The 11,686-nt window shown below is 61.7% G+C and carries 10 protein-coding genes; 3 read left to right on the forward strand and 7 right to left on the reverse strand.

All coding sequences use genetic code 11. The features are described 5' to 3' along the window. The first annotated feature begins 10 nt into the window (after positions 1–10). The gene (nudE, locus tag BMH52_RS14425) at positions 11–577 is read left to right on the forward strand and encodes an ADP compounds hydrolase NudE (protein WP_014716485.1); all 567 of its coding nucleotides are present in this window, start codon (positions 11–13) and stop codon (positions 575–577) included. Further along, positions 574–1,410: a 3'(2'),5'-bisphosphate nucleotidase CysQ gene (gene cysQ, locus BMH52_RS14430; protein WP_073844067.1), complete on the forward strand. Its 837-nt coding sequence runs from the start codon at positions 574–576 to the stop codon at positions 1,408–1,410. Before nudE ends, cysQ begins: the two co-directional genes overlap by 4 nt. Positions 1,411–1,537: 127 nt before the next feature. Here the strand turns inward: cysQ and BMH52_RS14435 are convergent, their stop codons facing one another. Genes BMH52_RS14435 through rfbB form a run of 7 tightly spaced genes read right to left on the reverse strand, consistent with a single transcriptional unit; the run spans position 1,538 to position 8,607 of the window. Beyond that, positions 1,538–1,993 (reverse strand): thioesterase domain-containing protein, encoded by a 456-nt coding sequence (locus BMH52_RS14435; protein WP_073844090.1) that lies wholly within the window; start codon positions 1,991–1,993, stop codon positions 1,538–1,540. 26 nt (positions 1,994–2,019) lie between these two features. Further along, complete coding sequence (locus BMH52_RS14440) at positions 2,020–3,405, reverse strand: sigma-54 dependent transcriptional regulator (RefSeq protein WP_072434727.1); 1,386 nt, start codon at positions 3,403–3,405, stop codon at positions 2,020–2,022. Beyond that, the gene (locus BMH52_RS14445) at positions 3,402–5,210 is read right to left on the reverse strand and encodes an ATP-binding protein (protein ID WP_032901796.1); all 1,809 of its coding nucleotides are present in this window, start codon (positions 5,208–5,210) and stop codon (positions 3,402–3,404) included. Before BMH52_RS14445 ends, BMH52_RS14440 begins: the two co-directional genes overlap by 4 nt. A gap of 34 nt (positions 5,211–5,244) precedes the next feature. Continuing rightward, the gene (gene rfbD / locus BMH52_RS14450) at positions 5,245–6,114 is read right to left on the reverse strand and encodes a dTDP-4-dehydrorhamnose reductase (protein ID WP_072434729.1); all 870 of its coding nucleotides are present in this window, start codon (positions 6,112–6,114) and stop codon (positions 5,245–5,247) included. Further along, positions 6,111–6,656: a dTDP-4-dehydrorhamnose 3,5-epimerase gene (gene rfbC / locus BMH52_RS14455; RefSeq protein ID WP_054922633.1), complete on the reverse strand. Its 546-nt coding sequence runs from the start codon at positions 6,654–6,656 to the stop codon at positions 6,111–6,113. The genes rfbD and rfbC overlap by 4 nt, the downstream gene beginning before the upstream one ends. Beyond that, positions 6,653–7,528 carry a glucose-1-phosphate thymidylyltransferase RfbA gene (gene rfbA / locus BMH52_RS14460; protein WP_072434731.1) on the reverse strand — a complete coding sequence of 292 codons (876 nt, stop codon included), beginning with the start codon at positions 7,526–7,528 and terminating at the stop codon, positions 6,653–6,655. The genes rfbC and rfbA overlap by 4 nt, the downstream gene beginning before the upstream one ends. After that, positions 7,525–8,607, reverse strand: coding sequence for a dTDP-glucose 4,6-dehydratase (gene rfbB / locus BMH52_RS14465; RefSeq protein ID WP_014716493.1), 1,083 nt, complete (start codon positions 8,605–8,607; stop codon positions 7,525–7,527). Before rfbB ends, rfbA begins: the two co-directional genes overlap by 4 nt. A gap of 151 nt (positions 8,608–8,758) precedes the next feature. On the opposite strand from rfbB, the gene BMH52_RS14470 reads away from it, so the two are divergent. After that, the gene (locus tag BMH52_RS14470; RefSeq protein ID WP_073844069.1) at positions 8,759–11,668 is read left to right on the forward strand and encodes an aminotransferase; all 2,910 of its coding nucleotides are present in this window, start codon (positions 8,759–8,761) and stop codon (positions 11,666–11,668) included. The last annotated feature ends 18 nt before the right edge of the window (positions 11,669–11,686 follow it).

Below are 11,686 nucleotides of genomic sequence, written 5' to 3' on the forward strand. Positions count from 1 at the left end.
GGAGCCGTTTATGCGCCAGAAACCCACTGTCCTCGCCCGCGAAATAGTCGCCAGTAGCCGTTTGTTCCGCGTGGAGGAAGTGCAATTGCGCTTTTCCAATGGCGTTGAGCGGACCTATGAGCGTCTTGTCGGGCGTGGCACGGGCTATGGCGCCGTGATGATTGTGGCGATGATCGATGAAGATCATGCAGTGCTGGTGGAAGAATACTGCGGCGGCACTGACGAATATGAATTGTCGTTGCCCAAAGGCCTGATCGAGCCCGGCGAAGACGTGCTTGCAGCGGCAGACCGCGAACTCAAGGAAGAGGCCGGCTACGGTGCACGGCAGTTGGAGCACATCACCGAGCTGTCATTGTCGCCCGGCTATATGAGCCAGAAGATCCAGGTGGTGTTGGCTACCGATCTCTACGAAGAGCGCCTTGAAGGTGATGAGCCCGAACCGATGCGGGTAGACCGGGTCAACCTGCGTGAGCTGTCGGCGTTGGCGCAAAACGAGCAATTCAGCGAAGGTCGCGCCCTGGCGGCGCTGTATCTGGTGAGAGACCTGTTGACCCAGCGTGGAGCGTTCACCGCATGAGCGAACTGTTTTTAGGCCACCCGTTTATCGCCCCGGTCATTGAACTGGCTCGGCAGGCGGGTGAAGCCATCCTGCCGTACTGGCGTGCCGAGGTAGCCGTGATGTCCAAGGCGGATGATTCTCCCGTGACGGCTGCTGACCTGGCTGCCCACCATCTGATTCTCGCTGGCCTCACCGCGCTGGACCCAAGCATTCCAGTACTGTCTGAAGAGGACGCCGATATCGATCAGAGCGTGCGTGCCGGCTGGCAGCGTTGGTGGTTGGTGGACCCTCTGGATGGCACCAAGGAATTCATTTCTGGCAGTGAAGAATTCACCGTCAATATTGCATTGATCGAACAGGGCCGTGTGGTGTTCGGCGTGGTGTCGATACCGACCACTGGCCGTTGCTACTTCGGCGGCGCGGGCCTGGGGGCTTGGCGTTCGGACGTCAATGCCGCGCCCAAGCAGATTCAAGTGCGCCAGGCCAGGGCTGCGGGCGAAGCCTTTACCGTGGTGGCCAGCCGTCGTCATACCAGCCCTGAGCAGGAGCGTCTGTTAGATGGTTTGAGCGAGGGCTTGGGCGAGTTGAAACTGGCGAATATCGGCAGCTCGTTGAAGTTTTGTTTGCTGGCTGAGGGCAGTGCCGATTGTTATCCGCGCCTGGCGCCGACGTCGCAGTGGGATACCGCAGCGGCCCAGGGTGTATTGGAAGGGGCGGGGGGCGAAGTGCTGGAGTTGGATGGCAAGCCGTTCAGCTACCCGGCGCGGGAGTCGTTGCTGAACCCGTTCTTTCTGGCATTGCCAGCCAAGGCCGCCTGGCGTGATCGGCTGCTGACCCTGGCCAGATCTTAAGATCACTGCAGAGCAAAATGTGGGAGCGGGCTTGCCCGCGATGGCGGAGTGTCAGTCGTACAGGTATTGGCTGACCCACCGCTATCGCAGGCAAGCCAGCTCCCACATTTGTTTTATGTAATGGCTGCTAGCGGTGCAAGACGTACTGGCCGGTAAAGACGACGGCACGCTCTGCACTGCCTTCATTCACAATCCACGTCTGCAGCGCCAACCGCGCCCGCCCATAGCGCTGATAGGTCGCCATAAAGCGCTTCCAAATCTTTTCATCCGGCGCCGCGCAAATGGCTGTCGCGTCCTGAGTCACCGGCAGCGGGTAGCTGATCTGCCCTTCCTGAATCACGATGTGCCCGTCTTCAATCCCGGCTTCACGCAGCTTCAGGTGCAGCCAACCCCAACCCGCCAGCACGGCGCCGCAGTAGAGGCTGCCGCCAAACATGGTGCTCTTGTGGTTGATATTGGCTTGCAGGGGCAGGTGCAGTTGCAGCTGGTCCTGTTGCCAGTCGAGCACCCTGAGGCCCATTTCCCGGGTGAGTGGGATGTCATGGTGAAGGATGGATTCCAGGTAACGGCTATCGCGGCTCATGGCGGCCTCTTCGTAGGTGGACGATGTCATTCGTCATCGGCGCTCTGGCTGGCACTGTCGGCGAAGTTCAGGCCGTGTTTGCGCAGTTTGTCGTGCAAGGTTTTGCGCGGCACGCCCAGGGCTTCGGCGAGGCTGCGCACGGAGCTGTGGGGGCGGGTCAGTTCGGCGGCGATCAGGCTTTTTTCGAACTGTTCGACTTGCTCGCTCAGGCCTCCGGGCGTGGAGGTCAGCACGCCGGCGGCGGGATGGTCCTGGGCGTTATCCAGGGCCAACTCCAGGCCGAGGGCGAAACGCTCCGCGGCGTTTTGCAGTTCCCGCACATTGCCCGGCCAGCTGTGGCGCAGCAACAGCGCGCGCTGGCCCGGTTGCAGTTCGTGCAAGGGCAGGCCGTGGCGGCTGCTGGCCTCGTCGGCGAAGTGCTGGAACAGCATCAGCGCATCTTCACCCCGTTCCCGTAGCGGGGGAATGCGCAGCGGCGCCACATTGAGGCGGTAATACAAGTCGGCACGGAAACGGCCCTGATCGGCGGCCAGGCGCAGGTCTTCCTTGGTGGCGGCGATAATGCGGATATCCAGCGGGATCAGCTGATTGCCACCCAGGCGCTCCACGACACGCTCCTGTAAAAGGCGCAGCAACTTGACCTGTACATCCAGGCTCATGCTTTCGATTTCATCGAGGAACAGCGTGCCGCCATTAGCGAACTCGAACTTGCCGATGCGGCGCTTTTGCGCGCCGGTAAACGCGCCCGGTTCATGGCCGAATAGTTCGCTTTCCACGACCGATTCCGCCAGTGCTCCGGCGTTAATCGCCACAAACGGGCCGCTGCGTCGGCTTGAGAGGTCGTGCAGGGCGCGGGCGACGACCTCCTTGCCTGCCCCGGTTTCGCCGAGGATCAGCACATCGGCCTTGGTCGCGGCCAGTGCACCGATTTGCTCGCGCAGGCGCAACATCTGTGGCGAGTGCCCTACCAGGCGCGTACTGAGTTGCTGGCGGTCGCTGAGAGCCAGGCGCAGGCTGCGGTTGTCCAGTACCAGCCGGCGCAGGGCCAGGGCACGGCGCACGCTGTCGAGCAGCGCGTCGCTGGCGAAGGGTTTTTCCAGGAAGTCATAGGCGCCGGCACGCATGGCTTGCACCGCCAGCGGTACGTCGCCGTGGCCGGTGATCAGCAGCACCGGCAGGTCGGGGTCCTGGCCGTGCAGTTCGGCCAACAGTTCCAGGCCGTCCATACCGGGCATGCGGATGTCGCTGACCACCACGCCCGGCCAGTCTCGGGACAGACGTGCGGTGAGCCCGTTGGCTTCTCCCAGGGGCAGGACGTTCAGGCCGGCCAAGTCTAAGGTCTGGCACAGGGCCTGACGCAGGTGTGGATCGTCGTCGATCAATACCACCTGAATCGAGTTGTCGATACTCATACACTGCGGTCCTCGGACGGTTGCAGACTGACGCCCGGCGAGCCGGCACGTAATTTCAAGGTTAACAGCGCGCCGCCTTCCTTGTGGTTGGCGAACAACAGTTCGCCGCCAAAGGCGCGCATCAGCGTGTCGCAGATCGCCAGGCCCAGGCCCAGGCCCTGGGTGCGCGTCTTGGTGGTGTAGAACGGCTCGCTGGCGCGGCCCAGGGCTTCCATGCAAAAGCCCGGGCCGTTGTCGCGAATATACAAGTTGACGCCATGGGGCGTGGTTTCGGCACTCAGCCAGAGTTTGCGTGGCGGGCCTTTTTCGGTGAGAGCGTCCAAGGCATTGGCCAGCAGGTTACCCAGCACCTGGCGCAGGCGGGTTTCACCAGCCTGCACCCACAGGGTTGCCTCTGGCAGGTCGCGGATCAACTCCACCTCCATCGAACGCCGACGCTTGGCCAGCAATGCCAGGGCGTCGTCCAGCGCCGGTTGCAAAGCCACGCTCTCCGGCGCATGCCGGTCGCGACGGGCGAATGCACGCAGGTGGGCGATAATCGAAGCCATGCGCCCGGTCAATTCGCTGATCAGCTTGAGGTTGCCACGGGCATCGTTGGTGCGCTCATGGTCGAGCAGGATCTCGGCGTTTTCGGCATAGCTGCGAATCGCCGCCAGTGGCTGATTCAGTTCATGGCTGATACTCGCCGACATGGTGCCCAGCGCCGACAGTTTACCGGCCTGGACCAAGTCGTCCTGAGCGCGCACCAGTTCTTGCTGGGCATGCTCGCGCTCCAGCACTTCCTGTTTAAGGCGCCGGTTAAGGCCCTCCAGGTCACTGGTACGCTCGGCCACGCGCATTTCCAACTCGCGGCGGGCCTTGGCTTCGAAGGCGATGCGTTCCAGATAGTGCCGGCGGCGCTGCATCAGCAACCCCAGCAACAGCATCAGCACCAACAACGTGGCGCCGCCCACGGCAACGACCGTGCGCACCGGGCGGTTGATCAGCGAGCGCGGCGCGAGGATTTCCACGTTCCAGCCGGTCTCTGCGATGGCTGTGGATTGGCGCAGCCAAGCGCTGCTGCTGAGGCTCAGTGGCTGCGGGTCGCGGGTGGGGTAGGGCTGGATAGCAATGATGGCCTGGCGTTCTTCGGCGGTCAGTGGCCGCGTGGCGCGGAATCGCCATTGCGGGCGCGAAGTGAGGATCACCACGCCGTTGTGGTCGGTGACCAACAGTTGTTCGGGGGTATTGCCCCACAGGCTTTCAGTGTGGTCCAGGTCGACCTTCACCACCAGCACCCCGATGATAGTATCGCCGTCACGTACCGCTGCTGCGAAGAAGTAGCCGCGCTTGGCCGAGGTGGTGCCCAGGCCGAAGAACCGGCCGAGGCGCCCGGCCATGGCTTCGCTGAAATACGGACGGAAGGAAAAGTTGCGCCCGACAAAGCTGTCTTGTTTGTCCCAGTTGGACGCGGCGAGGGTCTTGCCGGTGGTGTCCATCAGATACATCACCTCTACCCCGGCCTGGGCGGCGACATCCTTGAGCAACTGGTTGGCGCTGACCAGGTGGGTGCTGACATGGGGAGCGTCCAATGCAGTACGCAGGGCCGGTAAGTCACCGAGGATCTGCGGCAGTATTTCGTAGCGGTGCAGGGTGCCCAGCAAGTTGGCGACGTAGAGGTCGAGGGTCTGGCGATTTTGCCCGGCCAGTTCGCTGCGGTAATAGCGCTCGGCCAAATGCTCCAGCGGCCACAACAGCGGTGCCAGGCACAGAGCCAGCAGGGCTAGGCTGCGCCAGCGGGGTCTTCGCGCAAGGGGTGGGGTCATGGAAGTCGCGCCTGTGAGTACAGGCGCATTATGCCTAGTGCTGCTGTGCAAGACACTCGTGCAATGCGTCTTGCCATTGTGGCTGGCTGACGTGCCATTGCTGTTGCAGGCGCGTGCAGTCCAGGCGCGAGTTCAGCGGGCGCTTGGCGGGGGTCGGGTAGGCGCTGGAAGGAATCGGTTCCAGCTCGGCGCAGGCCTTGCCTTCGGCGCGCAGTTGCTCGCCAATCGCCGCGGCAAAACCGAACCACGAGGTTTCACCCTGGGCAGTGAGGTGGTAAACACCCCAATCCCCTGCCTTACCGGCCTGCCACTGCTCGATCAGCACGCGGGTGCTGTTGGCGATAGTCCCGGCCCAGGTCGGCGCACCGATCTGGTCGGCAACGATGCGCATCTGCGCTTTTTCCTGCAGCAGGCGTTGCATGGTCAGCAGGAAATTCTTGCCATGGCCCGAATAGACCCAGCTGGTACGCAAGATCAGGTACTGGCCGCCAACAGCCGCAATCGCCTGCTCACCCGCCAGCTTGCTCTGGCCGTAGACACCCAATGGGTTCGGCGTGTCGCTTTCGGTGTACGGGGCAGGTTTGGTGCCGTCGAACACGTAGTCGGTCGAGTAGTGAATCAGCGGGATGCCCAGGGCCTTGGCTTCTTCGGCGAGGATGCCGGGGGCGATGGCATTGATGGCGAACGCAGCGTCCGGTTCGCTCTCGGCCGGATCGACGGCGGTGTGGGCCGCCGCGTTGATGATCAGGCCGGGGCGATGGGCGCGCACTTGTTGGCGGATAAGGTCTGCGTTTGCCAGATCAAGCTGGTCGCGGCCCAGGACGATGAGTTCGCCCAAGCCCTGGAGCCGCTGTTGCAGCTCCTGGGAGACTTGGCCGTGTTGGCCGGTGATGAGGATTTTCATGGGAACAGGTCAGCTTCCATCAGCAGTTTGCCGACCTGATCCTTGGCGGAGAGTTGCGGCGGTTCGGCCAGCTCCCAGTCGATTGCCAGCGTCGGGTCATTCCAGAGAATGCTGCGCTCGGCGCTTGGCTGGTAGTAGTCGGTGGTTTTGTACAGGAACTCTGCGTACTCACTCAACACCACGAAACCATGGGCGAAGCCTTCCGGCACCCAGAGTTGGCGATGGTTCTGTGCCGACAAACGGACACCCACCCACTGGCCAAAGTTGGGTGAGCTGCGACGGATGTCGACCGCCACATCCAACACTTCACCGTAGGTGACACGCACCAGCTTGCCTTGAGTGTGTTCAAGCTGATAGTGCAAACCTCGCAGCACGCCTTTTTGCGAGCGTGAGTGATTATCCTGCACGAAATTACGCTTGAGCCCGGTGGCCGTTTCAAAGGCGCGCGCATTGAAACTTTCGTAGAAGAAACCGCGTTCGTCGCCGAATACCTTTGGCTCGAGGATCAGTACGCCAGGTAGTGTGGTTTCAACTACATTCACTGGGTCTCTCCGGCAAGCGAGTAGAGGTATTGGCCGTAGCCGGTCTTGCCAAAGTACTTGGCACGTTCCAGCAGATAGTCACGATCGATCCAGCCGTTTTCGTAGGCGATTTCTTCCAGGCAGGCCACTTTCAAGCCCTGGCGGTGCTCGATGGTCTGAACGTAGGTCGAGGCTTCCAACAGGCTGTCATGGGTGCCGGTGTCGAGCCAGGCGAAACCACGACCGAAGCGTTCAACGTGCAGATCGCCACGCTGGAGGTAGGCATTGTTGACGTCGGTGATCTCCAACTCGCCGCGTGGCGACGGCTTGACCGCCTTGGCGATCTTGATCACGTCGTTGTCGTAAAAGTACAGGCCGGTCACGGCGTAGTGGGACTTAGGCTTAGCCGGTTTTTCTTCGATGGACAGGGCGCGGCCTTCACTATCGAAGTCAATTACACCGAAACGCTCAGGGTCTTTGACCCAGTAACCGAACACGGTAGCGCCTGAGGGGCGTTCCGCCGCAGTGCGCAGCTGCTCGCCGAAATGCTGGCCGTGGAAGATATTGTCCCCCAGGATCAAGCACACAGGGTCATCGCCAATGAACTCTTCGCCGATGATAAACGCCTGGGCCAAGCCATCCGGCGAAGGCTGCTCCGCGTAGGTGAAGCGCACGCCGAATTGGCTGCCATCGCCCAGCAGGTTCTGGTATTGCGGCAAGTCCACTGGTGTGGAGATCACCAGGATGTCCTTGATTCCCGCCAGCATCAGTACCGAGATCGGGTAGTAGATCATCGGCTTGTCATATACCGGCAACAACTGTTTGGACACGCCCAGGGTAATGGGATGCAAACGGGTGCCGGAACCGCCGGCCAATACAATTCCCTTCATCATGCGATCAAATCCTTCACGTCAGTATTGCCCAGTCGTTCACCTTGATAACTGCCGTCCTGGACCCTGCGGCACCATTCCAGGTTATCGAGGTACCACTGCACGGTTTTGCGCAGGCCGGTCTCGAAGGTTTCTTCCGGGACCCAGCCCAGTTCGCGTTCGATTTTGCTGGCGTCAATGGCATAGCGTTGGTCGTGGCCTGGGCGATCCTTGACGAAGGTGATCAGGTCAGTGAATTTCTCCACGCCGGCTGGGCGTTGCGGCGCCAGTTCTTCCAGCAGGGCGCAGATGCCGCGTACCACGTCGATGTTCTTCTGTTCGTTGTGGCCGCCAATATTGTAGGTTTCGCCCACAACCCCAGTGGTGACCACTGTGAGCAGCGCACGGGCGTGATCCTCGACGAACAGCCAGTCACGCACCTGCAGACCATCGCCATACACCGGCAGTGGCTTGCCCGCCAGGGCATTGAGAATCACCAGCGGGATCAATTTTTCGGGGAAGTGGAACGGCCCGTAATTGTTCGAGCAGTTGGTCAACAGCACCGGCAGGCCATAGGTGCGCTGCCAGGCGCGTACCAGGTGGTCGGACGCCGCCTTGCTCGCGGAATAAGGCGAGCTGGGGGCGTAAGGCGTGGTTTCGGTGAAGAGGTCGTCCACGCCATGCAGGTCGCCATACACCTCATCAGTGGAGATGTGGTGGAAACGGAACGCGCTTTTTGCCGGCTCTGCCAGCTTCTGCCAATAGGCGCGCGTGGCTTCCAGCAGGCTGTAGGTGCCCACGATGTTGGTCTGGATAAAATCCGACGGGCCGTCAATGGAACGGTCGACATGGGACTCGGCCGCCAAGTGCATGATCGCATCGGGTTCGAAGCGTGCGAGCACGGCGCTGACGGTGGCCTGGTCGATGATATCGGCCTGGACAAACTCATAGCGGCTGTTGGACGCGATGCTGGTCAGCGACTCGAGGTTGCCGGCGTAAGTCAGCTTGTCCAGGTTGAGCACTTCATGCTCAGTGTGTTGAATCAAGTGCCGGATCAGGGCCGAGCCAATAAATCCGGCACCGCCGGTGATGAGAATGCGCATGTCGAGGGCCTTTTCCTTAGACGGACACTGGGCGAAAGTAGCATAGCTTGAGTTGTGAATCGGGCTGGCGCAAGCACCGTGAGCAGAAGGGGTTGATTAACGCCACAGAACAATGGCGATATAGACGCCTGAAAAAACAAAGGTCGTCACAATGTCGTTAGCCACGTTGACCCACCGAGCCAGCTTGCCTTGCCCACAAGTAACCCCCGAGCAGGCAGCACACCTGCTCGAGCGACATTATGGAATGACGGGCAAATTACGCTCATTGGGCAGTCAACAAGACCTCAACTATAGAGTTGACAGCACTCGGGGCCGCTTTGTTCTGAAGATCTGCCGAGGTGACTACGCCGCGGTTGAACTCCAGGCCCAGCATGCGGCCCTCAACAGCCTGGGCACGCATCCCGGCCTGCGCGTGCCCAAGGTCATCCCGACCGTGGAGGGCGAGGATCTACTGACGGTCAACGTCGATGGCCAAACCCTGCACCTGCGGCTATTGGGCTACATCGACGGCCAGCCCTTGACGCATTTACCCCACCTGAGCCGCACCGTGATCGAAGGCTTTGGTGAGCTGTGCGGGCAGATGAGCCTCGCGCTGGCAGATTTCGAGCACCCTGGCCTTGCGCGCACCCTGCAATGGGACCCGCGCCACGCGCAGGCATTGATCAACCACCTGCTGGCAACCTTGCCCGACCTGCCGCAGCGTGCTGCTTTGGAGCAGGTGGCCAGGCAGGTCGAGGCGCATGTCCAGCCGTTGGCGGCACACCTGCCGTGGCAAGCGGTGCACATGGATATCACCGATGACAATGTGGTGTGGCAGCGTGATGCCCAGCGGCACTGGCGTATACAAGGCGTGATCGATTTTGGCGATCTGGTGCGTACCTGGCGAGTTGCCGACCTGTCGGTGACCTGCGCGGCGCTGTTGCACCATGCCGACGGTGATCCGTTTGCCCTCTTGCCGGCGATCCAGGCCTGCCACGCTGTCACGCCGTTGCAGCGCGAAGAGTTAGTGGTGCTGTGGCCGCTGATCGTAGCCCGCGCGGCAGTGTTGGTGCTCAGCAGTGAGCAGCAGCAAGGCCTGGACCCGGATAACGTTTATCTAAAGAAAAACGCCGAACACGAGTGGGAAATCTTCCATATCGCCACGTCGGTGCCCTTTGAACTCATGCAAGCGGCGATTCTGCGCAGCGTCGGTGAAACATTACCGCCCGTCGCCAACCAAGACTTCGCGCCTTTATTGCCAGGCTTGGTGGGGCGCGAGTTCGCGCTGATCGACCTGGGCGTACTCAGCCCGCATTTCGAGGCTGGCAATTGGGAGACTCCCGGCATCGATCGGCGCTTGCTGGATCAAGCGGCGACGGTGCATGGGCTGGCGGCCAGTCGTTATGGGCAATACCGCTTGTCGCGCACCCGCCCCGACAGTGCCCTAGAGCCCGAGACATTACCCCTGCATGTCGAACTGCACCTGCCTCACGGCACGGTTCTGGAAGCACCCTTTGCGGGAACGCTGCGCGAAGGTGCCGACGGCTTGCTGTGCTTGCACGACAGTGAGCTGAGCCTGCGCCTGTGGGGCGTGCGAACATCACTCAAGCCCGGCGCAACGCTGGTCAAAGGGCAGGTGCTGGGCGAGGTGCAGGCGCCGTTGACTGTGCAGTTATGCCGCGCCGACCTTGAGCCGCCGCTGTTCTGCACACCTTCCCGGGCGTTGGCGTGGCAGGCGTTGTGCCCGTCACCCTCGGCGCTGTTGGGCCTGGCCTGTGATGCTGAGCCGGAACTGGACCCGCAGGCCCTGCTGGCCCGGCGGGATGCCAGCTTTGCCCGCTCCCAGAAGCACTACTACGCCGACCCGCCGCGTATCGAGCGCGGCTGGCGCAACCACCTGATTGATATGCAGGGCCGATCCTACCTCGACATGCTCAACAACGTGGCCGTGCTGGGGCATGGCCACCCGCGCATGGCTGAAGTGGCGGCACGGCAATGGTCGTTGCTCAACACCAACTCGCGCTTTCACTATGCGGCAATTGCCGAGTTCTCCGAGCGCCTGCTGGCGTTGGCGCCACAGGGCATGGACCGGGTGTTCCTGGTCAACAGCGGCACGGAGGCCAATGACCTGGCGATTCGTTTGGCCTGGGCCTACAGCGGCGGGCGCGACATGCTCAGCGTGCTGGAGGCCTACCACGGCTGGTCGGTGGCGGCGGATGCCGTGTCCACCTCGATTGCCGATAACCCCCAGGCCTTGAGCAGCCGCCCGGATTGGGTACACCCGGTGACCGCGCCCAATACTTACCGCGGTGAATTCCGCGGGCCGGACAGCGCGCCGGACTATGTACGAAGTGTTGAGCATAACCTCGCGAAAATCGCCGCGAGCCAGCGTCAATTGGCCGGGTTTATCTGTGAACCGGTGTACGGCAACGCCGGTGGCATCTCCCTGCCAGCGGGTTACCTGCAACAGGTGTATGGCTTGGTGCGTGCCCAGGGGGGCGTGTGCATCGCCGATGAAGTGCAGGTGGGTTACGGCCGCATGGGGCATTTCTTCTGGGGGTTTGAACAGCAGGGTGTGGTGCCTGACATCATTACCATGGCCAAGGGCATGGGCAACGGCCAGCCGTTGGGCGCAGTGATTACCCGCCGAGAGATTGCCGAGGCGCTGGAGGCCGAGGGTTACTTCTTCTCGTCATCGGGAGGCAGCCCGGTCAGTTGCCGGATCGGCATGGCAGTGCTGGACGTGATGGAAGAGGAAAAGCTGTGGGAAAACGCCCAAGTGGTAGGCGGGCATTTCAAGGCACGACTGGAGGAATTGATTGATCGCCATCCACTCGTCGGTGCCGTGCACGGTTCGGGCTTCTATCTGGGCCTTGAACTGGTGCGTGATCGCCACACCCTGGAACCTGCGACGGCAGAAACCGCCTTGTTGTGTGATCGCCTGCGGGAGCTGGGGATTTTCATGCAACCTACCGGGGATTATCTGAATATCCTCAAAATCAAGCCGCCAATGGTGACGTCCAGGCGCAGCGTGGACTTCTTTGTGGACATGCTGTCCAAAGTGCTGGATGAACAACTGTGATTTATCGATTGTTATCGG

The sequence above is a fragment of the Pseudomonas sp. BTN1 genome (assembly GCF_001907715.1).
GTDB classification, from domain to species: domain Bacteria; phylum Pseudomonadota; class Gammaproteobacteria; order Pseudomonadales; family Pseudomonadaceae; genus Aquipseudomonas; species Aquipseudomonas paracarnis.

Coding starts and splice junctions, on each gene's coding strand:
- rfbB (WP_014716493.1), bottom strand. CDS start 8,607: ATGCGCATTCTCATCACCGGCGGTGCCGGATTTATTGGCTCGGCCCTG.
- rfbD (WP_072434729.1), bottom strand. CDS start 6,114: ATGAAAATCCTCATCACCGGCCAACACGGCCAAGTCTCCCAGGAGCTG.
- cysQ (WP_073844067.1), top strand. CDS start 574: ATGAGCGAACTGTTTTTAGGCCACCCGTTTATCGCCCCGGTCATTGAA.
- BMH52_RS14440 (WP_072434727.1), bottom strand. CDS start 3,405: ATGAGTATCGACAACTCGATTCAGGTGGTATTGATCGACGACGATCCA.
- nudE (WP_014716485.1), top strand. CDS start 11: ATGCGCCAGAAACCCACTGTCCTCGCCCGCGAAATAGTCGCCAGTAGC.
- rfbA (WP_072434731.1), bottom strand. CDS start 7,528: ATGATGAAGGGAATTGTATTGGCCGGCGGTTCCGGCACCCGTTTGCAT.
- BMH52_RS14470 (WP_073844069.1), top strand. CDS start 8,759: ATGTCGTTAGCCACGTTGACCCACCGAGCCAGCTTGCCTTGCCCACAA.
- BMH52_RS14435 (WP_073844090.1), bottom strand. CDS start 1,993: ATGAGCCGCGATAGCCGTTACCTGGAATCCATCCTTCACCATGACATC.
- BMH52_RS14445 (WP_032901796.1), bottom strand. CDS start 5,210: ATGACCCCACCCCTTGCGCGAAGACCCCGCTGGCGCAGCCTAGCCCTG.